Here is a 24,158-nt window from a genome sequence, read left to right as displayed (position 1 = left end):
GGCGCACATCGACACCCGGTCCCCGAACCCCTCGACACCGTGCAACGGTGCGAGTTCCTGCGGAAACTGCTGTCGCATTACTTTGCCGGTTTCACCCCCGCCGAGATCAACCTCTACGCGCGGCAGTTGGGGAACGAGTTGGCGGCCGAGACATCGGGCGGGTTACCTGCCGCGGAGGACAAGACGATCAACTCCTACACCGACCGCATCACCGACGACGGACGTCTGGAAATCTCGGCGAACCTCGACATCGTCGCCGGGGAGAAAACCAGAACTCTGATGGAAACCTTGTCGGCGCCCAAGCCCCAACCCGACGGGTCCCCGGATCCGCGGACTCCCGAACAGATCTGCGCGGCTGCATTCGAAACGATCGTGGAGTTGGCGGCACAAGGACTAGCGGACACCACCTTCTCGGCCAAACCCACCAACGGCCTGTTGTGGACCTGGTCAGCGGACAACCCGGCACTCGGCGGCGATTTGCAGAACATGGGTGCCATCACCGAAGCGACCGCCAAGTTGTTGTCGTGTGACACGACGGTCACCAAGATCATCCTCGATCCCAACGGGGTACCGCTCAGTGTTGGGGAGGCGAAACGCTTCTTCACCCCCGGCCAACGCAAAGCGTTGCTGGTGCGAGATCGCGGATGTATCAAATGTGGTGCACACGCCGGACGCTGCCAAGCACACCACTTGCACCACTGGGCCGATGGTGGGCCCACCGACCTCGACAACGGCTGCCTCCTCTGCACCAGCTGCCACGACGACGTCCACCACCACGGCTGGGACATCATCATCGGCTTCGACCGACACCCCTGGCTCATCCCGCCCGCCAGCATCGACCCGAAACGACGACCCGTGCCGTCGTATCACCGACGCACCATGCGACTCGACGACGCAGCAGCCTGACCTACACTGCCCCACAACCTGATTCCCTGCATCCGGCCCGGCCGGGACCGCATCTGTTGTTTGAGAACTCCATAGAGATAATCCCCACCCGATGGTCGAGGTGTCGTGCCGCCCGTGGCCCGGAATCCCGTCGGCACAAGAGGTCTCGAGGCCCGGCGCCAGGGGCGCCGTGCACCTCGACCATCGGGTGGGGAGGGCGTCAGCATCCGATCGTCGGATGGGAAGAGCGTCAGCATCCTTCGGCGGCGAGGCATCTTCCCCGATGGTGGAGGTGCGAGCCGCGTGCGGCGAGCCTCGAGACCAACTGAGCCGGAGCTGGATTCGGGGCCACAGCGACCCGGATACCACTCTGAGAGGGAGAGGGGCGTCAGCCCGCAGCGAGTGCGCGGCTGATCACGAGCCGCTGAATCTGGTTGGTGCCCTCGAAGATCTGGGTGATCTTGGCTTCGCGCATGTAGCGCTCCACCCGGAAGTCGCGGGTGTAACCGTTGCCGCCGAGGACCTGTACAGCGTCGGTCGTGACCTTCATCGCGGCGTCGGTCGCGATGAGCTTGGCCGTGGCGGCCGCACGCGAATACGGTTGTCCGGCGTCCCGTCGGCGAGCGGCGTCGAGATAGGTCGCGCGTGCCGAGTCGACGGCGGCGGCCATGTCGGCGAGGAAGAAACCCAAGCCCTGGTGGTCGATGATCTTGCGGCCGAAGGTGGTCCGCTCCTGTGCGTACTCGACCGCAGCGTCCAGCGCCGACTGCGCCAATCCAGTGGCACAGGCGGCGATTCCCAATCGTCCGGAATCCAGTGCGGAGAAGGCAATAGGCAACCCCTGACCCTCGGCGCCGATCAGCCGGTCCGCGTCGACGACAGCGTCGTCGTAGGTGGCGGCAGTGGTCGGGACGGCGTGCAGTCCCATCTTCTCCTCGGGCTTACCGAAGGTGAGGCCGTCGGTGTCTCGCGCAACCAAGAAGCAGGAGATCCCCTTCGACCCCTCACCGGTGCGCGCGAACAAGTTGTAGACGTCGGCGATGCCGCCATGGGTGATCCACGCCTTGGTCCCGGTCACGTGATAGCCGTCGTCCGCAGCCCTGGCTCGGCAATTCAGTGCCGCCGCGTCGGAGCCGGCCTGCGGCTCTGACAGGCTGTAGGCGCCGATGAGCTTGCCGTTCAACAAGTCCGGAAGCCAACGTTGTTTCTGCTCTTCGGTGCCGAAATTGAAGAGCGGGTGACACGCCAGGCCGTGCACGCTGGTCGCCACAGCCACTGCCGCCCACCGCGCCGCGAGTTCCTCCAGCACCTGGAGGTAGACCTCGTACGGTTGGCCTCCGCCATCCCACTCGACCGGATACGGCAGCCCGAGGAGTCCCGCCTCCCCGAGCTCGGCGAAGAGCCCGTCGGGATACGTCTCGGCCTTCTCGTGCGCGTCGGCGATCGGCGCCAGACGCTTGTCGGCGATATCGCGGGTCAGGGCGATCAGGTCGCGCGCCTCATCATTGGGGAGCAGACGATCAACAGCCATGTGGCGAGCCTTTCCGGGCTATAGACAGTACTCAGGTACGCTTCACAGTACTATTCTCGACGCCGGAAGGCCACAGCAGTCCGGCGACCCAGCAGTGAGGAGCGACCATGACCCGCGGGGCGAATGCAAGTCCGGGCGTCACCGACTTCGGCACCCGGAGACGCGCAGCGCTGTTCGACGACCTCCTCGCTCTGCTCCTCGCCGAAGGTTTCGCACATCTGTCCGTCGCCGACCTCGCAGGCAGATTGCGCTGCTCCAAGACGACGATCTACACCCTCGCCGACAGCAAGGAGCAACTGGTCACCAAGACGGTGACGCATTTCTTCCGGGTCGCCACCGAGCACGTCGAGGCGCGGGTCGCGGCGGCGACGTCGGCACGCGAGGCGGTCATCGATTACCTCATCGCCGTCGGCGAGGAACTCTCCCCGGCCTCCGAGGTGTTCATGACCGACCTCCACGCCTTCGGCCCGACCCGCGACCTGTACGAACAGAACACCGCCGCAGCCGCTCGCCGGGTGCGGGAGCTGATCGACGCCGGAGTTCGCGACGGCGAGTTCCGGGATGTCAACGCCGCGTTCGCTGCCGACGTCGCCGCGACGATGATGAGCCGCATCCAGCGACGGGAGGTCTCGGCGACCACGGGCCTCGACGACGCCGCAGCCTACCGGCAGCTCGCCGCGATCCTCACCACCGGCATCGACGCCCAACGACGCTGACGGTCGGCGTCGAGGCCGCCATCAACGCCGGCGGGACAGATACGTGACGCCCCGGCTGTCGACCCACCACCGCACCCGAACCTCACTCGATGCGCCACCACCCTTGCGCGACAATGCCATCCGCAGGTCGTCATACACACGAACCTCGCCCGGTACCGGCCTTCCGGTTTCGGCGGTGAACAACACCGCTGCGGTGTCGTCGGCCGTCGTGTACTCCCCCGCACCGACCGGTTCGGCGGTGAACTCCTCCGATACCTGCGGGAGATCCAGGATGTCGGCCAGAAGCGTTGCGCCCTCGGGACTGTCGGGACCGATCACGAGGGTAACGGGATCGACGGCCTGTGCCCACCACGGGTCATCGAGGACGACGGGAACGCGATGGCCATCGGTGGGCACGGCGGTACCCGAGGCGACCCGCACGGCGTCGGGTGCGTCGATTTCCGACCAGTCGATCCTCCCCGACCGGCAGACCTCGACCACCGCGGAGTAGATCGCGCGAGTGACCCCGGGGGAGATCGATCTACCTCGATCGCCCAGCCTGGCCAGCAACAACGATGCCTCCGTGGCGGATTCGGGCGGTAGCGCTGCGAGCGCAGGGGCCAGCGCGTCCGCGTGGGGATGCACCAGCGGATCGAGCACACCGACGAGCGAGTGATCCGACGGCGCACGGTATTCACCGAGAAGTAAATCGTCGACCTCGGCGAAGTGGCGCAACCACCAGGCGGTGTACCCCTCGCGATCGTCGAGCGCTCGTGCCGCCTGCTCATCCTCGACGATCAACGTCAGGGCCTGCGCCCACCGATCGGGGGCGACGAGGTCGAGATCGCGGATGGCGCACAGACGTTCCGGGGCATCCGGCAAGGTCTCCCACCACTGCTCCTCGTCGGGAAGATCATGGTCGGGCCCCGTCGGAAGGTCGTCGACGATCACCGCGAACGACCACCCCACCCCGAGCCGGCGAAGCACGTGCACACCATGTCGCTCGGCGACGTCACCGTCGAGCAGACCGAAGGGATGGTCCTCGACGAGCACCGCGGCCAACGGCGAATCGACGAGGAGCAACTCGTCGGCACTACGCAGGTCACCGTCATCGGCAGGCAGCGGAAGCCGCGACAGCCATTCGGGCACAACGGCCTCGCTGTCGGCACCGAGGAGCGCGAGCACCTCCTCGGCCAGACCGGTGGCGTCGACCTCCTCACCCGCACCGTCCTCGACGAGGTCGGCGGCCTCCTCGACGAGCATGCGCAGTGCCGGATCGGCGAGTGCATCGGTGATCGAAAGCCGTTGCACGCCCAGTCGTTCCAGGAGGGGATGGTCGGCCTCGGCCGCGACGGTGCGAATCCAGCGCAGGGGCGTCTGCACGGCGTGCGCGGTGAACAATCCACGCGCACCGATGTTCATCCGACCATCCGAACGCGGGATGGGCAGGGCGGCAAGCTCTTCGGCGTCGAGGGCCGTCGACACCAACGGTGCGAGCGCCGCGTACAACCGCCCCCACCACGCAGGGTCGCGTTCCACACCGGTCAGCCGCTCGGCCAGCGACGCCAAGCCGATCCGGGTGACGTCGAGCGATTCGAGTACCGGGAGTTGATGTGCGAGAGACAGATCCGGATGGACGAGATCGGTGAACAGCTCGCCGAGCACCTCCGCGAGGTCGGGACCGAGCCCGATCAGCACCGACGCACGGTCCGGCACCACCGGCGCCCCTGCGATGCCGGGGAGCCATGCAGTACGGCGCAGTTCGTGGAGCACCGCGTCGATCAACCGGGCATCGTCGCCGCCCCGCGCGCGGTGCGCGCGGGGAACCAGAGCCACCCCGTCGACGGGCTCGGCAAGGCGCAGCACGTCCACGTAACCCGCTGCGGCTGCGGCGATGTCGGCATCGGGGCGCACGTGGCGACGATCATGGGTGAGCGGGAGACGGGCGATGAGCCGGCACGGCAACGACAGTTCGATGTCGGTCGGTGTCGGCGCCCAGAGCACATCGGCAACCGGCGCGTCCGATCCCGCGCTCACCGGCCGACCGTCGTCGGCGCGTAGCCATCGCGACGGCCCGTGCTCGATCTCGGTGAATGCCCGACTCCGCCGATCTCCCCGGCTCGTGACGGTCACCGTGAGCCGACGAGCGCGTGAACCGGAGGACAATTCGTCGTTGACGAGCTCGGTCCGGTCGATCTCGAAAGCGGTGTCCTCCACGGTGATCAGCCGGAGCGCGGTCAGCGCCAGGAGTAGATCAGGGGCCTGCGCCTCGGCCGCGTCGAGGATCGCTTGCGGGTCGAGTCCCCCAGCCAGGCCGAGGACGATCTCGGTCGCGAAACCCGCGCGCGGGACCCCTTCGCCCGGCCAGGCCAGCCGCAGGAGCGGAACACGCGCTACGCCAACGATTCCCGCGTCGGCAACCGCCGCAGCGGCACGTGCACGATCGAAACAGATCGTCCCGCTCGTCGAGCGGATCTCGACGGTGTGGGCGACGGCGGCGGTGGCACTGAATCCCACCCCGAACCGGCCGACGACGCCACCGGTGTCATCGGGCTGTTTGGCCGAGACGCGCAGCGCCAGCAGCGACCGCACTCCCGCTTCGGTCAGTGGCGCACCGGTATTGGCGATGTGCAGGCCGTCGGCATCCGACCAGATCGCGACCTCGCCGTCCACCCCTCCGAGCCGGGCCGCATCGGCAGCGTTGGTGACGAGTTCGACGAACAGGCGGTCGCGGTAGCCGACACTGGCCAGATCATCTTCGGCGGCAACGTCTTCGGCCAGACGTGTCGGTGACTCCCGCCACGCCGACAGCGTCGCCGCAGCGAGGTCGGCGGTACCGAAGGGGTCAGTGTGCACCGGGTCGGGGTCAGGCAACTCCGGGCGTCAAGCCCGAGCGTTCGGCTCGCCGTCGGCGCCCGCAGCACCGGCACCTACCGCAACGATCTCGAGAACACCGTCGTCGAAGGCGTCGTACGCCGGTGATCCCTCACCGCTCGGGGCGACGACGTCGGAGTGCGCCCCGCATCCGTATTCGGCCGAGACCACCTGGCCGTCGGCGGAATACTCGTTGGCGCACGCGCCGAAAGCCACCCGCAACGCACCCGACAGCGGGATGTAGAAACCGCAGGTGCAGCACGGAAAAGGGGACGCAACCGCCATCTCTGCGCCGGGACCGTGCTCGCCGTCGTACCAGCGCTGCGCGGCCGCGTCACGGCCCTCTCGGCTGAGCAACCGCTTCCGCCCGAGTCCGAGTGCGCCGGCCACCTCGGCCAGGTCCTCGGGGTCGGGCGCCGAGGCCTCGACGTCGTCGGCCGGGTAGTCGTCGGCGACCTCCGGCACGGCAGTCTCGGAGAGCAGGGCGCTCGAGCTGTCCACGTGGTTGGGAACGAGCCGCGGATCGTCGGAGTCGGCGGCGAGCATGTCGCCTGCCGTCAGATCGCCCGGCGCGACGCGCTCACTCCACGGCACCCATTCGGGCGCGAGCAGCGCACCTTCGCCCGGCAGGAGGACCACCTCACTGACGGTGACAGCGTCGGTCCCGGGCGCGCCGGCAACCACCACGCACCACTGCCAGCCGCGGTATCCGGTGAGATCGGCGTCGAAGTAGTGTGCTGCGGCCCATTCGCCTTCCGCGATCGCCTGACGGTGGGCACCCGGCTCGTGCCCGTCCTCGACGAGCGCGGCACGGGCGACCTCGACGGCGTCGAGCAACCGCGGGCCGTCCATTACTCCAGTCACGCCCTCCAGTGTGCCTCACCCGGGGACCACGGGTCACAGCGGCTGCGCGCGACACTTCCGAACGACACATACGGCGGGCCGGTCGGCCGATGAGGAACAATTGACGCGTGATCGGACGGAAGTCGAAGGACAGCGCCGCTGCACCCGCGGGTACCACGGGCCCTGCGGCTGCCGCGCGTACCCGACGCGACCCTGTCGACCACCCCGGGGCCGCGAATTATCCGGCCGACGGCGCACGCCGCCGAGCCACCCCGACGCGGATCCCGTCGCACGGCAATCCGCCGGGCGGGAACCGCGGCGAGGCATATCTGCCGCCGCGGACCCACAATCCGCACCTGCCGCCCCTCGACGACACGCCGACCGATCCCCATGACGCGACGGGACCGGGCGGCCATCGGACGCAGGCCCTGCCGACCGATCCGACGCCGGAGGCGCCGAAGAAGATCACGGTCGCGCGGGTGGCGGCGATGCGCAGCAGGCAGTTGACCGCGAAGGGGCTCGGCAAGATCCACCAGGCCGCCACCGCCGACGGCGCCGATCAGTCCGGGCTGACCGCGCTGACCTTGCCGGTGATCGTGAACTTCGCCGTCGACGCGGCGATGGCGGTCGCGTTGGCCAACACCTTGTTCTTCTCGGCTGCCACCGGACAGTCCAAGGTGTCGGTGGCGCTGTATCTCGCGCTCACCATCGCACCGTTCGCGCTCATCGCGCCGTTGATCGGGCCGTTGCTCGACAGACTGCAGCAGGGTCGCCGGATCGCGATGGCCACCACCTTCGGCGCCCGCGTGGTTCTCGCCCTGCTGATCATGACCAACGTCAGCTGGGATCCGGTGGCCGATCAGCTCAACTACGACCCGTGGGTGCTCTATCCCTGCGCGCTGGGGCTGCTGGTGCTGTCCAAGTCGTTCGGGGTGCTCAAGTCGGCGGTCACCCCGCGGGTGGTCCCCCCGACGATCGACCTGCCGCGGGTGAACTCCCGGCTGACGATGTTCGGCCTGGTCGGCGGCACGATCATCGGCGGCGCGGTGGCCGGGCTCTTCGAGGTGTTGCTGGCCAAGGCGCTGCCGTGGCATCTGCCCGGGGCGATGCTCTGGCTGGCGGTCATCGCCGCATTCGGTGCGTATCTGTGCATGCGCATCCCGTCGTGGGTCGAGGTCACCGAGGGTGAGATCCCGGCGACGCTGACCTATCACGCCCCGCACGACGCAGCCGCGGCGCCGGGGCGGGCGGGCGTGCGCGGCGGGGCCAAGGCGCTGGCCGCGAAAATGCGTCAGCCCCTCGGGCGCAAGGTGGTCGCTGCGCTGTGGGGTAACGGCACCATCCGCATCCTCACCGGTTTCCTGACGCTCTACATCGCCTTCTACGCCAAGTCCCAGCAAGGCGTGCACTCCGATTGGAAGCAGCTCGCGACCATCGGCGCGGTCGGCGCCGCGGCAGGTGTGGGCAACGCCATCGGCAACGGGGTCGGCACACGTCTGGAGCTGCGCAACCCGTCGAAGATCGTGCTGTATTCGACGGCCGCATGCTTCGTGATGGCCGTGCTGGCAGCGGTGTTCGGCAACATCGTGCTGGCGACGGCGACCGCGCTGGTCGCCTCCGGCACCAGCGCGATAGGCAAGGTGTGCCTCGATTCGTCGATCCAGGACGATCTGCCCGAGCAGTCACGGGCATCGGCGTTCGGGCGATCGGAGACGGTGCTGCAGCTGTGCTGGGTACTCGGTGCCGCTCTCGGCGTGCTGTTGCCGACGACGCTGTGGGTGGGGTTCACCGTCGTCTCGGTGTTGCTGGGGCTCGGACTCGCGCAGACGGTGCTCACCGACCGCGGACGCTCCCTGGTCCCCGGCCTCGGTGGTGAGCGTCCCGAGCATGCCGAGCCGACCATGTCGTTCGCCGATCTCGGTGCACCGGCCTACAGCCATCCGACGCAGCGACATGCCGCGGTCCGTCCGGATCGCCCGGACGGCCATCCGGGAGGCCGCCCGGCGGATCCGGCGTCGGCGCCCACCCGACCGCACCGACCGGCAGGCCCGGCGCGGGGTCCGTCGTCCCGCGACGCTTCCGGACCGGGTGCTCAACCCACCAAGCGGATGGGATATCACTAGAGCGTGGTCAACCCCGGTGAGAAGAAGGCGATCGCGATCATCGCCGCAGTGGCCGTCGCGTTCGTGGTCGTCGTCGCGGCAGGTGTCGGCATCCTGGTGGCCGGCAACACCGGCGAGCACAAGGATGACGCGTACATCCAGCTCGCCGTCGGCGGCGACCTCCACACGGTGCAGCCGGCGCGGTGGTGTGACGTGTTCGTGCGCGAGTGCACCCCGCCGCGGGATCAGCCTCAGCGCACGACCCCGCGGGTGCCGATCCCCCTGAACTCGACGGCGCTGCTGTCGGTCTCGGAGACGGTCGCCAAGGCTCCGTGGAATCTCACGACCCTCTACTGGACCCCGCAGGGCCTGGTGGAAGAAGAATCACCGCAGGCGTCGAACACCACCTACACGGTCGCCCTGCGGTCGCGCCCGGACCGGGTGCTGCTCGGCGTGACGATCACCGCGGCATCTGCGGTGGCGACCAACCCGGACGGGTCGACCGACATCGCGCGCGGACTGATCGCCGCCGACACCGCGCCGCCCAAGTGAGGGTGAGCTCGGGAGACATGCCCTAGCTGTCGAGCTCGCGGGCGACGGCGCGCACGACCTCGGAAATGCGTTGTGCGGTCTTACGATCCGGGTAGCGACCCTTGCGCAGATCCGGCTGCACCTTGCCCTCGAGAAGGGTGATGAGGTCGGCGACCATGCCATGCAGTTCGTCGGGGCTGTGCCGCTTGACCTCTTTGCGCGCGGCTTCACGGGTGTTCTTGGTGACGCTTGGCGCGGGTTCGAGCACGGTGACCGTCAATGCCTGCGGGCCCCGACGCCCCGCGGCCATCCCGAACTCCACCCGCTGGCCGGGCTTGAGCGCCTCGACGCCGTCGGGCAACGCCGACGAACGCACGTACACGTCCTCGCCGCCCTCTTGTGCGAGAAAACCGAAGCCCTTCTCGGCGTCGTACCACTTCACCTTGCCGCTCGGCACTGTGCTCACCTTCACTCGAACGTCGTTGTTGCATGCGGTCGATCCACCACATGAAAGGGCGCCCTGACCCACGACAATGAGCAAGGCGCCTGGTGATGCCAGTCTAGCCAATGGGCAAAACGGTTTCTCGAGGCAGCGTGAGCCGCGCGCTGACCGGGCACGACACCGTCATCGTCACCCCGGGTGCTCTACCGTGGAAACCATGGAGAGGAAGCACGGCGCCGGCGCCGGGAGCGAAGCGAGCGGGCCGGGTGTGGCCGGCGCCGGGAGCGAAGCGAGCGGGCCGGGTGTGGCCGGCGCCGGGAGCGAAGCGAGCGGGCCGGGTGTGGCCGGCGCCGGGAGCGAAGCGAGCGGGCCGGGTGTGGCCGGCGCCGGGAGCGAAGCGAGCGGGCCGGGTGTGGCCGGCGCCGGGAGCGAAGCGAGCGGGCCGGGTGTGGCCGGCGCCGGGAGCGAAGCGAGCGGGCCGAAGGCACACGGCGATCGTCGCTCGCTGACGCCGGGAGCCGGCGAGTCGTCCCCGTCGCGACTGCTGCAGGTGGCCGGCGTGGTGTTCGTGATCGGGGTGCTCGCGATCATCGCGTTGTTCGTCACCCCGGTGGCCGATCACGGCGAGACCGCCCCGACCGCGGTGTATCTGCTGACGATGTGCGCCCCGCTGGGTTTCTTGCTGGGCGTCGTCTACGCGTTGCGGTCGGGCCGCGGGGCCCGGTGATCGTGTGTCGGCTTCTGTCGATCGACCCTCGGTGATCGCCACCCACGCCGCTCTCGCGCCGGCATCGGACGAGGGTGCGCTGAAGCGGGCGTACAGCTGTTTTCCGTCGGGCGTGGTCGCGGTCTGCTGCCATCGTGGCGCGCCCGAGTCCCAGGAGTCCTCCGAGCCCACAGACTCAACCGGCCCCGAACTGGTCGGGATGGCCGCGAGTGCGTTCACGTCGGTGTCGCTGGATCCGCCGCTGGTGAGCGTGTGCGTGCAGAACACCTCGACGACGTGGCCCCGGTTGCGTGACGCCGGCACCGTCGGCGTCAGCGTGTTCGCCCACGACCAGGCACAGTTGTGCCGTCAGCTCGCCGGTCCGGCACCGCGACGGTTCGACGGTATCGAGCCGCTCGGTTCCGACGACGGAGCCCTGTTCATCCCGGGTGCGGCCGCTCACCTGTCGTGCACGATCGAGAGTGAGATCCCCGCCGGCGATCACCTGCTGGTGCTGCTGCGCATCCGGCGTCTCGACGCCGACCCGGATGTCGAGCCACTCGTGTTCCACGCCAGCACCTTTCGTGCTCTACAGGCACGGATTCCCGACGACGATCCCGCGCGCCGATGACCGTCGTCGATCTCGGCCTGCCGCTCCCGTCGGTGCTACGGCACGCGGCGGACGAGGCGCGGTTCGGGGCATCGACCGCACCCACGTCCGGGCCGCTGCGCGACACCTTCGGCCGGGTGGCCACCGATCTGCGGGTGTCGGTGACCGACCGCTGCAATCTGCGCTGCGACTACTGCATGCCCGCCGAGGGCCTCGACTGGTTGCCGACGGAGTCGGTGATGACCACCGCCGAGTTCATCCGGGTGCTGCGGATAGCCGTCGCCGACCTCGGCATCCGCACCGTCCGGTTCACCGGAGGCGAGCCGCTGCTGCGCCGCGACCTCGAGGACATCATCGCTGCCGTCACCTCGCTGCCGCAGCGCCCGGAGATCGCGATGACGACCAACGGCCTCGGGTTGAGGCGCCGTGCCGCCGGTCTCGTCGAGGCCGGGCTGACGCGCATCAATGTCTCGCTGGACACCGTCGATCCCGCCCGGTTCGCCGAGATCACCCGACGTGATCGGCTGCCCGACGTCCTCGCCGGCCTCGACGCCGCCCGTCGCGCGGGGTTGTATCCGATCAAGGTGAACGCGGTCGTCCCCGATCGTCGGGACCTGGCCGGACTGGTCGACCTCGCCCGGTTCTGCCTGGACGCCGGATATCAGCTGCGGATCATCGAGCAGATGCCGCTCGACGCCGGACATCGGTGGGATCGGTCGCGGATGGTCACCGCGACGGAGATCCTCGACATGCTGTCGGCGCATCTCCGGTTGCGTCCCGACACCGTGCCGCGTGGAGGTGCGCCTGCGGAGACCTTCCTCGTCGATGGCCACACCGACGCCCGTGGAGTACCTGCCCGCGTCGGCGTGATCGCGTCGGTGACGCGTCCGTTCTGCGGTGACTGCGACCGGACCCGGCTGACCGCGGACGGGGCGCTGCGCAACTGTCTGTTCGCCGACGCCGAGACCTCGCTGATGCCCGTGCTGCGGGGCGGTGGTGACGACGAACTCGACGTCGATCACCGGATCGCGCAATTGTGGCGGGAGAACACCTGGGCCAAGCGCGCCGGGCACGCGGTCAACACCGCGGGATTCCGGCAGCCGGACCGCCCGATGTCGGCGATCGGGGGCTGAGCGGATGCGTGTGACGGTCCGTTATTTCGCCGCCGCCTCCGCGGCGGCGAAGACCGAATCCGACGTGTGCGACATCGCCGAGGACGTCACCCTCGGTGAGCTCGAACACATTCTGGCAGCCGACAATCCGGAGTTGGCGCGGGTGTTGGAGCGGTGCTCGTATCTGCGCGACGAGATCGCGCTGTGCGACCGCACGCGGCGCCTCGGTCCGACGCACACGATCGACGTTCTCCCCCCGTTCGCCGGGGGTTGACACACCCGGCCCGCTTGTGACCTTGCTCACATAACGAGTCAATAACGAGATGGACACGAACCGGGCGTCACGCCCGTGAACTGCACGGACACCGAAACAGGGCCCAAAGACCCAGCGGCACGCCGAAAAAGGGTTGTCAGGAGGGGGTGATTCCCGCTCTCAGACGTCGTACTGTACGAAGCGTCCTTCACAGAAGGTCACAGCACAGCAAACAACACACCAAGATTTCCACCGGTCGCGCCGAGCCTCGTTCCTCCGGTGGAATGACGAGCACACATCTTGGAACGAGGACGGGGGACCCACCCTTTTCCGCAAGGAAGAACGGACGTCGACAGACGCCCTTGGGGTTAAGTCCGGTCGCCGCAGGGCGATCGTGACCGAGCACCTCTCGCTCGAACCCGACAGCTGACCTCGCAGGCGCGTGGAGAGAGGTAATTCGACTTATGTCCGGACGTCACCGCAAGCCGTCGACCACCACCGCAACCAAGACCTTCGCGAAGATCGCGCTGACCGGAGCCGTTCTCGGCGGCGGCGCGGCCCTGCTGGGCACCGGCTCGGCACATGCCGCCTCCGATTCCGAGTGGGATCAGGTCGCCCAGTGCGAGTCCGGTGGCAACTGGGCCATCAACACCGGCAACGGCTACCAGGGTGGACTCCAGTTCAGCCCGAGCACGTGGGCGGCCAACGGTGGCACCCAGTTCGCACCGAGCGCCGACCAGGCCTCCAAGGAGCAGCAGATCACCGTCGCCGAGCGAGTCCTGGCCACCCAGGGCAAGGGCGCATGGCCGGTCTGCGGCACCGGGTTGTCGGGCGCCACCCCGCGCACCGCCCCCGCCGACACCCCGCGTCTGGATGCGCCCCAGGCGCCCGCCAAGGGTCTCGCGAACACCCCGAACGCCACCAGCACCGACCAGGCGATCGATCAGGTCAGCCAGGCCGGCGTCAGCCCGGAGGTGCAGAACCTGCTCAAGGCCGCCAAGGACAGCGGCTACCAGCTCACGCCGGATCAGCTGCGCCTGTTCAACGAGAACAAGGGACTCGTCCCGCTCCCCTGAACCTGATCGGTTCAGCCCTGACGAAGGGCCCCGCACGTTGCTCGACGCCGTGCGGGGCCCTTTTCCAATTGTCGGGGGCTGTGTCGGTGGTGGCCGGTATCAGATGGTGACCGTGATCAGGCCGACCCGACCCACTCGTCGGTTCCGTCGCCGAAGAACTGGTGTTTCCACACCGGTATGCGCGCCTTGACCTCATCGACGAGTCGCGCGCACAACGCGAACGCCTCGGCGCGGTGATCGGCGGCCACGGCGACGACGAAGGCGACGTCGCCGACCGACAGATCACCCACCCGATGGGAGACCGCGACCGCCCGGACGCCGTCGGTGGCCGCACAGATCTCGGAAACGACCTCGGTGAGCACGCGCGGGGCGTCCGGGTGCGCCGAATACGACAGACTCGTCACCGTGCGGCCGCCGTCGTGGTCGCGAACCGCGCCGACGAACCCCACGACCGCGCCGGCATGTCCATCGGCAGCCGCGACGACGCGGGCCTCGTGGTCGGCGAGTGCGATCGGGTCGACGCTCACCGCCGTGTGCACGACCACCCCCGGGTTGCCGGCGTTCATCGGTGACAACCATTCAATCGGTGACAACCATTCATCAGTGACACGAGTTCATCAGTGGTCGCCGCCGCGGATTTGGTCGAGAGCGTGGTCGAGGACGGTGGCGAGGACCGAAAGGCCGTCGCGCACACCGCCGGTCGAGCCGGGCAGATTGACCACCAGCGTCGTGCCGGCGACCCCGGCGGTGCCACGGGAGAGGACCGCGGTCGGCACCTGCGGCAGACCCGCGGTGCGGATGGCGTCGGCGAGACCGGGGATCTCGATGTCGAGCAGCAGTCGCGTCTGTTCGGGGGTCCGGTCGGTCGGTGCGAGCCCGGTCCCGCCGGTGGTGAGGACGAGGTCGACGTCGGCGTAGATCGCGGCCCGGATCGCATCACCCACCGGTGGGCCGTCGGCGACGACGTCGAGCTCGTCGACGGTGAACCCGTGGTCGGTGAGCCACTCGGCGATGATCGGGCCCGTGCGATCGGGATAGGCACCACGGGAGGCCCGGGTGGAGGCCACGACGATCCGCGCGATGCGCTGCGTGCTCATGGTTGTATCCCGGGGTCCGCGTGTGGCCCGCGCTCGTCTCCTCGGTGCCAGTCACCGGACCGTCCGCCGGACTTCTCGAGGAGCCGGATTCCGTCCATGCGTGCGTGACGGTCGACGGCCTTGACCATGTCGTGCAGCGTGAGTCCGGCCACCGCCACCGCGGTCAGTGCTTCCATCTCCACGCCGGTCCGGCCCGCGGTGGTGACCGCAGCCGTCACGTCGATGTGATCGGTGCCGATCGTGAAGTCGACGTCGACCGACGACAGCGCCAGCTGATGGCAGAGAGGAATGAGCGAATCGGTGCGTTTGGCCGCCATGATCCCGGCGATCCGCGCGGTGGCGAGGACGTCACCCTTCGGCAATGACGACGAGGTCAGCAGGTCGATGACGGTGGTGCTGGTGCGAAATGTGCCGCCGGCAACGGCGCGGCGCTGGGTGACCGACTTGTCCCCCACATCGACCATGCGGGCCGTACCCGAGTCGTCGACGTGGGACAACCGGGCAGACGACTGCGGATCGGGCACCGCACTCACTCGGTCACCGCGCTCAGCGGTTGATGACCGTCTTGGGGTTGATGTAGTTGACCTCGTCGGCCGGCAGCGGGAACTCCACCTCGCCGAACGGCGACAACGCGCCGGGCAGCGCGGCCGCGAACTCCGAGACCGCGTGCTCGGGACCGTCGCCGTCGGAGGCCTTCGGCCAGCCGTTGTCCACGTAGTGCTTCTTCGAATTGCTCTCAGCCACGCGCATATTGTGCCACGGCGTGCTCCGCGGCACGCGGTGCGCTCACCGTTTGGTCCCCGACGCCCGCGTCGTCTCATCACCGACGTCCGCGTCGTGGGCCCATCGTTCGAATGATACGAAGGCCGATCTCAGAGCACGTTGGGTAAGGTCACAGGCCAGCGGTCCACCCCCGATCGAAGGAAGAATCGTGCCTCTGAGTCCAGGTTCGCAGGTCGCCGGCTACAAGGTGGTGTCCCTGCTGGGTTCGGGCGGGATGGGTGAGGTGTACCTCGTCGAGAACCCGCAGTTGCTGCGGCGGGAGGCCCTGAAGGTCATCTCGCTGGCCGGTGCGCACGACCCCGATTTCCAGCGGCGCTTCACCAACGAGGCGCGCACCACTGCGGCGCTCGATCACCCCAGCATCATCTCGATCCACCAGTACGGCATCAACACCGACGGCACCCCGTGGTTCACCATGAACTACCTCGAGGGCGCCGACCTCACCCACGGCGCGATCTCCCCGTCGGACGTGATCGAGGTGACCACCCGTGTCGCCGACGCCCTCGACTACGCCCACCGGCGCAACATCATCCACCGTGACGTCAAACCGGCCAACATCTTCGTCAGCCGGGACGAACACGGTCAGATCGCCCGGGTCACCGTGCTGGACTTCGGCATCGCCAAACTCGTCAACTCGACGTCACTGACCGCGACGAGTGCCTTCATCGGCACGCTGGCCTACTGTGCCCCCGAGGTGATCGAGGGTCACGACGCATCAGCCTCCTCGGATCAGTATTCGTTGGCGTGCACCGTCTTCCAGCTCCTGACCGGGCAGGCCCCGTTCACCACCACCACACCTTCGGCACTGGTCATGGCGCATCTGACCAAACAGATCCCACCGATCAGCTCGCTACGCCCCGATCTCGGCGCCCTCGATCCGGTGATCGCGAAGGCACTGTCGAAGAATCCCGTCGACCGCTACCCCGACTGCCGGTCGTTCTCGACGGCGCTGCGTCAGGCATTCGAGGGCCGGGGTCAAGCATTCGAGGGGCGGGGCAACCCCACACCGCCATCGCACCAGTCGAACCCGGCGGCAGGACCTTTCGTCGGGGCGAACCGCCCGTACTCCCAGCCGACGGTGCCACCGTCGCAGCCGACGCCTCCGCCGTCCTATGCGACGCCGCCGCCGTCGCATCCGAATCCCTCGCATCCGAATCCCTCGCATCCAAACCCCTCGGTACCCAACCAGAATCCGTCCTACCCCGGCCAGATACCGTCCGCGATGCCCGGCGGCTACGCGCCGGCTGGCCCGACGGTCGCCAACAACCCACCCTCGCAACCGAATTCGCCGTATCAGTCGGCACCGTTCGGCGCGCCCGCAGCGGCCGGCGGCATACCCCCGACGTTTCCGCCGGGAACGCCGCCGCACCTCATCGGTGGCGGCTATCCGCTCTCCACACCGGCGGCCCCGAAGAAGAAGCGCACCGGCCTGATCGTCTCCCTGGCGGCCGCCGCCGTGGTCGTCCTGCTCGTCCTCGGACTCGGCATCGCCTTCGCCGCAGGCGCTTTCCGCGGTGATGACGATCAGCCAACGGCCAGTGGACATCCCACGGTGCTCGCCGTCTACGGCAACTCCAGCTGCGGCATCTCGGCCAAGCAGTTGTATTGCTGGGGAGCCAATTACGACAATCAGCTCGCCAACGGCGGCACCACCGCCTCGCCCACCCCGGTCAAGGTCAACCTCCCCACCGTGACCGCGGTCTCGTTGGGCGGGTACATCGACACCGACAAGGACTTCAAGACCAGCACCTGCGCGGTCTCGGGAGGTCAGGCCTTCTGCTGGGGCGACAACGGCTACGGCCAACTCGGCACCGGCACCACCTCCGACGCCCAGACGCCGACGCCGGTGACCGGGCTGTCCGGCACGGTGACGGCGATCGCCACCGGTTACGGCAGCACCTGTGCCATCGCGGGCGGCAAGCTGTACTGCTGGGGCAACAACGACGACGGGCAGGTCGGCGTGGACTCGGTCACCGACAAGACCTCAACCCCCACCGAGGTGACCGGACTGAGCGGCACCGTCACCGGCGTCGCCACCGCGCAGGGCACCACCTGCGCCATCGCCGACGCCGTCTACTGCTGGGGCAACAACGACAGCGGCCAGCTCGGCACCGGGGCCACCACGCGGGCCAACACCCCGCAGAAGGTCGCCGTCACCGACGCCGACTCCATCTCGGTCGGCACCTATGGCGTCACCGATGACCCGAACCAATACATCACCGTGTGTGCGTCGGCGTCGGGCAAGGCCTACTGCTGGGGCGACAACCGGTACGGCCAGATCGGCGACGGCACCAAGAACGCCCAGCACACCCCGACGCCGGTCGTCGGGCTGACCGGGGTCACCCAGATCAACACCGGTTGGGGTTCGACCTGCGCGGTGTCGCAGGGCAAGTTGTTCTGCTGGGGAGACAACGAGGGACAGCAACTCGGCATCGGCTCCGGCTCGGCGACCACCTCGCCGACCCAGATCACCGCCCTGTCGGGAACCGTCTCCGCCGTCGAGACCGTGCTGGGCACGACCTGCGCGGTCGTCAACGAGACCTCGATCTACTGTTGGGGCCGCAACTCCGCGGGTCAGGTCGGCAACGGCGACAGCGGCGACGACAAGGAAGTGTCGACCCCGGCGCTGCTGAACCTGCCCGCGTGAGAAGGGGTCGTGTGGCGCGCTCGGTAGAATCGGCCGAATGAGTTCCGATGATCGGGCCGACGGGCTTGCCGGCGACCTGATCTCGCGCACCGACGATCAATTGGCGGATCTGTTCGCACTGCGTCCCGACCTCGCCTCCCCGCCCCCGCAGGGCAGCCGCGTTCTCGCGCAACGTGCGCTCTCCGCGGCGTCGGTCGCGCTGGCGGGCGAGCGTCTCGACCTGCTCGACATCGCCGTGCTCGAGGTGATCATCTCCTCGGGCCCACCGGCTGCGGCGACGGTGTCGGCGTCGTCGGTGCTCGACGCTCTGTCCGATCGCGCCGGGCACGACGACATCCTCGAGCGCATCGCCCATCTGCGTCGGCTCGCCCTGATCTGGGGCCCCGACGACGCCCTGCACGTCGCCGGTAATGCGACTTCGGCGCTGCCGTGGCGCGGGCTGCACCTGACGGGCCCGCTCGCACACGTGACACCCGAGGACCTGCGGTCGCGTCTCGACGCCCTCGACGAGCGGCAGCGCGAACTACTCGCGGCGCTCTCCCGGGGCCCGGCGCTGGGTCGCAGCCGCGACGCGGCACCCGACGCCGACCCGCAATCGCCGGTCGCACGCCTGATCGCCGACGGTCTGCTCGCACGGATCGATCACCAGACCGTCGAGCTCCCTGCACAATCCGGGCAGTTGCTGCGGGGTGAACCGGCCCTGCGCACCGACACCCTCGCGCGTCCGGTACCCGACGACTCCTCGGCGCCGCGCCGGTTCTCGGCCCGCGACATCGACGCCGCAGGTGGTGGCGAGGCGCTGGAACTGATCCGGCACGCCACCACGGTGCTCCGCGCACTGGGGTCGGCGCCGGCGGCGATCCTGCGGTCGGGGGCCCTCGGCGTGCGGGAGTTACGCCGCCTGAGCAAGACCACCGGCCTCGATCAGCCCCGGCTCGCACTGATCGTCGAGCTCCTCGGTCACGCACGATTGATCGACTCCGGTTTTCCCGATCCCCCACCGGCCGGCGACACCGGCGAGCACGCCTTCGCCCCGACGACGACGTCGGACACCTGGCTGCACCAGCCTCCGGAACGCCAGTGGCACACCCTGCTCGAGGCCTGGCTGACGATGCCGCGCAACGCCTGGCAGGTCGGCGAGCCGGACCGCGACGGCACCACGATCCCGGCGCTCTCGGCCGAGATCTACGACTCCCACGCCCCGACCGTGCGTCGCACCATCCTCACCGCGCTGCGGCGGGCGGCGCCGGCGACACCGGTGTCGGTCGCCGGGCTCGTGGCCACCCTCGGCTGGGATCACCCGCACCAGATGCGTCGTCTCACCTCGCGGGTGGTCGGTGCGACGCTCGACGAGGCGCGCGCGGTCGGCGTCGTCGGGCATCACGCGTTGACCACGGTCGGGCGGGCGGTGCTCGACGCCGATCCCGCCGACGACGATTCGGCGGTGCTCGCCGCCATGCGCAAGGCACTGCCGGCGCCGGTCGATCATTTCCTCACCCAGGCCGATCTGACGATCACCGTGCCCGGACCGATGACCGCCGAACTCGCCGAACAGGTGGAGCTGGTGGCCGACCTCGAATCCGGCGGCGCCGCATCGGTGTACCGGATCAGCGAGGACAGTGTGCGCCGTGCGCTCGATGCCGGCCGGTCCAGCAGCGAACTGATCACCATGTTCACCACGCATTCCCGCACTCCGGTGCCGCAGTCGCTGACCTATCTGATCGAGGACGTGGCGCGCCGACACGGTGCGCTCCGGGTCGGGATCGCCTCGTCGTTCATCCGGTGCGAGGACGCCGCGACCCTGGCGGCGGTGTTGCGCAGTGATGCCACCGAACGTCTGGCGCTCCGCGCGCTGGCACCCACGGTTGCGGTGTCGCCCAGCGAGATCCGTGATGTGCTCGACGTTCTGCGCGCCGCCGGATTCGCCCCGGCCGGTGAGGATTCGGCGGGTGAGCTCGTCGACATGCGTGACCGAGGAAGCCGGGTCGCCACCAATCGCGCGCGGCGGCATCCGGCCGCGGCGCCACGTCGCGCGGCGCTCGGCCCCGATCAGATCGCCGCCGTCGTCGGCCGGGTGCGCTCGGGTGATCGTGCCGCGGTCGCCACCCCGGCAGCCGGGCCGGCCTCGGCGTCGGTGCGGGCCACCGGGGGTGGCGAGCCGACGACCGCGCTGATCCGATTGGCGTTGCGCGCCAACCGGAAACTGCGCGTCGGCTACGTCGACGCGCATGGCAGCGCGTCACGACACGTGGTGTCCCCGCAGACCCTCGGCGCCGGTCAGCTCATCGGGATCGAGGACGGCACCGACGACGAACAGCGGTTCTCGCTGCATCGCATCACCAGCGTCGAACTGCTCGACGGCTGACCGGCGCCGATCAGCGCCCGGGTCAGCCCGCGGCCACCGCGACCGGCTCGGACTCGTGTGCGTCGCCGATCGGCCGCCGGACGTTGATCAGGACCCCGGCCACCAGCGCCACACCCGCGAGAATGGCTGCGGCGACATAGAATCCGATGCTCTGACCGTGGACCATGGCCTGTGCCTGCAACACCTTCGCGTCGGCCGGTCCGTGCACCGAGGCCATGTGGCCGGTGATGTAGGAGGCCGTCGCGGTGGCGGCGATCGTGTTCAGCAGGGCCGTACCGATGGCTCCGCCGACCTGCTGTGAGGTGTTGACCATCGCCGACGCCACACCGGCGTCGCGTGGCTCGACGCCGTAGGTGGCGAGGTTCATCGAGGTCATGAACACCGTGCCCATCCCGCAGCCGAGCAGGAACAGAGCCGGGAAGATCACGCTCCAGTACCGGGTGGAGTCGGCCGAGATCTGGCTCAACAGAAGCATTCCGCAGGCCGCGATGAGCGCACCCGGCACCAGCAGGAACCGTGGCGGCACCCGGGTGATGAGGCGCGCCGCGATCTGGGTGGAGCCGATCAGCATGCCACCGACCATGGGCAAGAAGGCAACTCCGGCGCTCAGCGGCGAATAGTGGTGCACCACTTGCATGTAGAGCGTAAGGAACAGGAACGAGCCGAACATCGCGATCACCGACATGGCGACGCTCAGGTACGCCCCACCGCGCGCGCGATCGGCGACAACCCGCAAGGGCAGCAACGGATGTCGGTAACGCGCCTGCCATCCGACGAACGCGGCGAGCAGTACCACCGCGGCGATCAGGCAGATGACGGTCCCGGCGTCACCCCAGCCCTCCTCGGCCGCACGACTGAATCCGTACACGACCAGGGCCAGTCCCCCGCCGCCCAAGACGACGCCGAGGACGTCGAGGTGGGTGGCGTTGTCGTGGGCCCGGGGCGGCTCCTTGATCTCGACGATCGCACCGAACAGCGCGACCGCGGCGAAGACCACGTTGATGTACATCGTCCAGCGCCAGTCGAGGGTCTGGGTGAGCAGACCACCGAGCAGCAGGCCGACCGCGGCGCCACCACCGGCGATCGCACCGAAGACACCGAAGGCGCGGGCACGTTCCTTGGGCGCAGTGAACATCACGGTCAGCAGCGACAACGCGGCCGGGGCGAGCAGCGCGCCGAACGCACCCTGCAGTGCCCGCGCGCCGAACAGCATCCCCTGGTTGACCGCCGCCCCGCCCAGCGCGGAGGCGAAGGCGAATCCGACGAGGCCGACCATCAGCGCGCGCCGACGGCCCCAGAGGTCGGCGATGCGTCCGCCGAACAGGAGCAAACCACCGAAGGCCAGGGCATATGCGGTGATGACCCACTGTTGGTTGGCGTCGCTGATACCGAGGTCGACCTTGGCGTCGGGCAGGGCGATCTGGACGACGGTGCCGTCGAGGACCACCATCAGCTGGGCCAGACAGATGAAGACGAGGGCCTTCCACCGCCGGGGATCGGGTTCGGCGGAGGGCGAAACAGGTGAGGACATTCGAGAACTCGCTCTTGTCGACGTGCGTTGGACGCGTCGGTGCGATGCACCGACCTGGTGTGGTGATCCACGGACCAATATCCGGAGGACCTTACTCCGGATAGCGTACGCCGTCCGGCACGACGGCGAAACTCCTTTTGATTCCGGACGTTTCGGAGCTCGCCCCATTACGGGCATATCGGCCATATCGGCACCGACAGCGCCCACTGTTTCGCCCACGGCGCTTGTTTCGCCCACGGCGCTCGCCACGGCGCCGACAGCGCTCAGCTCAGTCCCGACAGCGCTCGACGAGGCTCCGTCGGCGTGGTGAAGAGCGCCGTCGCGGGCGGGGAGGGCGCCGTCGCGAGTGGGGAGGGCGCGATCGGGATTCGACGCGACGTGCAGACACCTGGACAATGGATCGGGTGACTGATGGACCTCTGATCGTGCAATCCGACAAGACGCTGCTACTCGAGGTCGATCACCCCGACGCGGCGTCCGCTCGCGCGGCGATCGCCCCGTTTGCCGAGCTCGAACGCGCACCCGAACACGTGCACACCTACCGGGTGACCCCCCTGGCGCTGTGGAATGCGCGCGCCGCGGGCCACGACGCCGAGCAGGTGGTCGACGCGCTGGTCACCTTCTCGCGCTACGCGGTGCCGCAACCGCTGCTGATGGACATCGTCGACACCATGGGTCGGTTCGGCCGGCTCCAACTGGTCAAGAGTCCCGTCCACGGACTGACGCTGGTGAGCCTCGACCGTGCGGTGCTCGAGGAGATCCTGCGCAACAAGAAGGTCGCCCCGATGCTCGGCGCCCGCATCGACGACGACACCGTCGTCGTGCACCCGTCCGAGCGCGGACGACTCAAGCAGATCCTGCTCAAGGTCGGCTGGCCGGCCGAGGACCTCGCGGGTTACGTCGACGGGGAGGCACATCCGATCGGCCTCGACCAGGGCGACTGGCATCTGCGCGACTACCAGGAGATGGCCGCCGACTCGTTCTGGGCGGGCGGCTCGGGCGTCGTGGTGCTGCCGTGTGGTGCGGGCAAGACGATGGTCGGCGCGGCGGCGATGGCCAAGGCCGGTGCCACCACGCTCATCCTGGTCACCAACACCGTTGCGGGCCGTCAGTGGAAACGGGAGCTGGTCGCCCGCACCACCCTGACCGAGGACGAGATCGGCGAATATTCGGGTGAGCGCAAGGAGATCCGTCCGGTCACCATCGCCACCTATCAGGTGATGACGCGAAAGTCCAAGGGCGAGTACAAGAATCTCGATCTCTTCGACTCCCGCGACTGGGGTCTGATCATCTACGACGAGGTGCACCTGCTCCCGGCGCCGGTGTTCCGGATGACCGCCGACCTGCAGTCCCGCCGACGACTCGGCCTCACCGCGACCCTGGTCCGCGAGGACGGCCGCGAGGGCGATGTGTTCTCCCTCATCGGCCCCAAGCGCTACGACGCGCCCTGGAAGGACATCGAGGCCCAGGGCTGGATCGCGCCCGCCGAGTGCATCGAGGTGCGGGTGACCCTTACCGACGAGGAACGACTGCAGTACGCCGTCGCCGAGAACGAGGCGAAGTACAAGCTCTGCTCGACGGCGCACACCAAGGTCAACGTCGTGCGGTCGATTCTGGCGCGCCACAGGGATTCTCAGACTCTGGTCATCGGCGCCTACATCGACCAGCTCGAGGAACTCGGCCGCGAACTCGATGCCCCGGTGATCCAGGGATCGACCAAGAACAAGGAGCGTGAGGCCCTGTTCGACCGCTTCCGGTCCGGCGAGTTGCAGACCCTCGTGGTGTCCAAGGTCGCGAACTTCTCGATCGATCTGCCCGAGGCGTCGGTGGCCGTGCAGGTGTCGGGCACCTTCGGTTCCCGGCAGGAAGAAGCGCAGCGCCTCGGACGTCTACTGCGACCGAAATCCGATGGCGGACAAGCACACTTCTATTCGGTGGTCTCCCGCGACACCCTCGACGCCGACTACGCCGCCCACCGGCAGCGCTTCCTCGCCGAGCAGGGCTACGCCTACCGGATCACCGACGCCGACGACCTCCTCGGGCCCACCATCGGTGAAGAATCTGCGGGCTGACGC

20 protein-coding genes, 1 pseudogene and 1 riboswitch are annotated in these 24,158 nt (G+C 68.8%); of the genes and pseudogenes, 12 read left to right on the top strand and 9 right to left on the bottom strand.

The window, feature by feature from the left end:
* Positions 1-906, top strand: a pseudogene (locus GOPIP_RS01730) (HNH endonuclease); the annotation flags it as partial.
* A 367-nt stretch (positions 907-1,273) separates the two neighbouring features.
* Here GOPIP_RS01730 and GOPIP_RS01725 read toward each other — a convergent pair.
* Complete coding sequence (locus GOPIP_RS01725; protein ID WP_006367774.1) at positions 1,274-2,416, bottom strand: acyl-CoA dehydrogenase family protein; 1,143 nt, start codon at positions 2,414-2,416, stop codon at positions 1,274-1,276.
* Between the two features lie 107 nt (positions 2,417-2,523).
* Here GOPIP_RS01725 and GOPIP_RS01720 point away from each other — a divergent pair, with 107 nt between their 5' ends.
* Positions 2,524-3,132 (top strand): TetR/AcrR family transcriptional regulator, encoded by a 609-nt coding sequence (locus GOPIP_RS01720; RefSeq protein WP_006367773.1) that lies wholly within the window; start codon positions 2,524-2,526, stop codon positions 3,130-3,132.
* A gap of 21 nt (positions 3,133-3,153) precedes the next feature.
* On the opposite strand, the gene GOPIP_RS01715 is transcribed toward GOPIP_RS01720, so the two are convergent.
* Positions 3,154-5,967: a sacsin N-terminal ATP-binding-like domain-containing protein gene (locus GOPIP_RS01715; protein ID WP_035726882.1), complete on the bottom strand. Its 2,814-nt coding sequence runs from the start codon at positions 5,965-5,967 to the stop codon at positions 3,154-3,156.
* 27 nt (positions 5,968-5,994) lie between these two features.
* A complete protein-coding gene (locus GOPIP_RS01710; protein ID WP_006367771.1) occupies positions 5,995-6,837 on the bottom strand; it encodes a DUF3027 domain-containing protein in 843 nt (280 codons plus the stop codon).
* Between the two features lie 119 nt (positions 6,838-6,956).
* Between GOPIP_RS01710 and GOPIP_RS01705 the strand changes: the two genes are divergently transcribed.
* Both GOPIP_RS01705 and GOPIP_RS01700 read left to right on the top strand, forming a co-directional pair.
* A complete protein-coding gene (locus tag GOPIP_RS01705; protein ID WP_006367770.1) occupies positions 6,957-8,951 on the top strand; it encodes an MFS transporter in 1,995 nt (664 codons plus the stop codon).
* Positions 8,952-8,954: 3 nt separating this feature from the next.
* Positions 8,955-9,482: a DUF2771 family protein gene (locus GOPIP_RS01700; protein WP_006367769.1), complete on the top strand. Its 528-nt coding sequence runs from the start codon at positions 8,955-8,957 to the stop codon at positions 9,480-9,482.
* Positions 9,483-9,504: 22 nt separating this feature from the next.
* On the opposite strand, the gene GOPIP_RS29680 is transcribed toward GOPIP_RS01700, so the two are convergent.
* Complete coding sequence (locus GOPIP_RS29680; protein WP_006367768.1) at positions 9,505-9,918, bottom strand: cold-shock protein; 414 nt, start codon at positions 9,916-9,918, stop codon at positions 9,505-9,507.
* Positions 9,919-10,408: 490 nt separating this feature from the next.
* On the opposite strand from GOPIP_RS29680, the gene GOPIP_RS01690 reads away from it, so the two are divergent.
* The 5 genes from GOPIP_RS01690 to GOPIP_RS01670 all read left to right on the top strand — a co-directional run bounded on the left by GOPIP_RS01690 (position 10,409) and on the right by GOPIP_RS01670 (position 13,660).
* Complete coding sequence (locus GOPIP_RS01690) at positions 10,409-10,630, top strand: hypothetical protein (RefSeq protein ID WP_035726884.1); 222 nt, start codon at positions 10,409-10,411, stop codon at positions 10,628-10,630.
* Positions 10,631-10,661: 31 nt separating this feature from the next.
* Positions 10,662-11,240 (top strand): flavin reductase family protein, encoded by a 579-nt coding sequence (locus GOPIP_RS01685; RefSeq protein ID WP_020170212.1) that lies wholly within the window; start codon positions 10,662-10,664, stop codon positions 11,238-11,240.
* Entirely contained in the window at positions 11,237-12,352 is a 1,116-nt protein-coding gene (gene moaA / locus GOPIP_RS01680) for a GTP 3',8-cyclase MoaA (protein ID WP_006367765.1), read from the top strand. Before GOPIP_RS01685 ends, moaA begins: the two co-directional genes overlap by 4 nt.
* A gap of 4 nt (positions 12,353-12,356) precedes the next feature.
* A complete protein-coding gene (locus tag GOPIP_RS01675; RefSeq protein WP_006367764.1) occupies positions 12,357-12,605 on the top strand; it encodes a MoaD/ThiS family protein in 249 nt (82 codons plus the stop codon).
* 261 nt (positions 12,606-12,866) lie between these two features.
* Positions 12,867-13,041: riboswitch (cyclic di-AMP (ydaO/yuaA leader) on the top strand.
* 7 nt (positions 13,042-13,048) lie between these two features.
* On the top strand, positions 13,049-13,660 hold the full coding sequence (locus tag GOPIP_RS01670; protein WP_006367763.1) for a transglycosylase family protein: 612 nt from the start codon (positions 13,049-13,051) through the stop codon (positions 13,658-13,660).
* A 116-nt stretch (positions 13,661-13,776) separates the two neighbouring features.
* Here GOPIP_RS01670 and GOPIP_RS01665 read toward each other — a convergent pair whose 3' ends face one another.
* Genes GOPIP_RS01665 through GOPIP_RS01650 form a run of 4 tightly spaced genes read right to left on the bottom strand, consistent with a single transcriptional unit; the run spans position 13,777 to position 15,507 of the window.
* Positions 13,777-14,226, bottom strand: coding sequence for a molybdenum cofactor biosynthesis protein MoaE (locus GOPIP_RS01665; RefSeq protein ID WP_006367762.1), 450 nt, complete (start codon positions 14,224-14,226; stop codon positions 13,777-13,779).
* Positions 14,227-14,277: 51 nt separating this feature from the next.
* Complete coding sequence (locus tag GOPIP_RS01660; RefSeq protein WP_006367761.1) at positions 14,278-14,757, bottom strand: MogA/MoaB family molybdenum cofactor biosynthesis protein; 480 nt, start codon at positions 14,755-14,757, stop codon at positions 14,278-14,280.
* A complete protein-coding gene (gene moaC / locus GOPIP_RS01655; protein ID WP_006367760.1) occupies positions 14,754-15,290 on the bottom strand; it encodes a cyclic pyranopterin monophosphate synthase MoaC in 537 nt (178 codons plus the stop codon). The genes GOPIP_RS01660 and moaC overlap by 4 nt, the downstream gene beginning before the upstream one ends.
* 13 nt (positions 15,291-15,303) lie before the next feature.
* The gene (locus tag GOPIP_RS01650; protein WP_014361282.1) at positions 15,304-15,507 is read right to left on the bottom strand and encodes a hypothetical protein; all 204 of its coding nucleotides are present in this window, start codon (positions 15,505-15,507) and stop codon (positions 15,304-15,306) included.
* 181 nt (positions 15,508-15,688) lie between these two features.
* Between GOPIP_RS01650 and GOPIP_RS01645 the strand changes: the two genes are divergently transcribed.
* A complete protein-coding gene (locus tag GOPIP_RS01645; RefSeq protein WP_006367758.1) occupies positions 15,689-18,187 on the top strand; it encodes a protein kinase domain-containing protein in 2,499 nt (832 codons plus the stop codon).
* Positions 18,188-18,224: 37 nt separating this feature from the next.
* The gene (locus GOPIP_RS01640) at positions 18,225-20,552 is read left to right on the top strand and encodes a helicase-associated domain-containing protein (RefSeq protein WP_006367757.1); all 2,328 of its coding nucleotides are present in this window, start codon (positions 18,225-18,227) and stop codon (positions 20,550-20,552) included.
* Between the two features lie 22 nt (positions 20,553-20,574).
* On the opposite strand, the gene GOPIP_RS01635 is transcribed toward GOPIP_RS01640, so the two are convergent.
* Positions 20,575-22,083, bottom strand: coding sequence for an MFS transporter (locus GOPIP_RS01635; protein ID WP_006367756.1), 1,509 nt, complete (start codon positions 22,081-22,083; stop codon positions 20,575-20,577).
* 404 nt (positions 22,084-22,487) lie between these two features.
* Here GOPIP_RS01635 and GOPIP_RS01630 point away from each other — a divergent pair, with 404 nt between their 5' ends.
* On the top strand, positions 22,488-24,155 hold the full coding sequence (locus GOPIP_RS01630) for a DNA repair helicase XPB (RefSeq protein WP_345230276.1): 1,668 nt from the start codon (positions 22,488-22,490) through the stop codon (positions 24,153-24,155).
* Positions 24,156-24,158: the final 3 nt, after the last annotated feature.

Source organism: Gordonia polyisoprenivorans NBRC 16320 = JCM 10675, assembly GCF_000241325.1.
GTDB classification, from domain to species: Bacteria; Actinomycetota; Actinomycetes; order Mycobacteriales; family Mycobacteriaceae; genus Gordonia; species Gordonia polyisoprenivorans.
The sequence above is the reverse complement of the archived record's forward strand: the minus strand, read 5'-3'. Positions and strand labels throughout refer to the sequence as shown.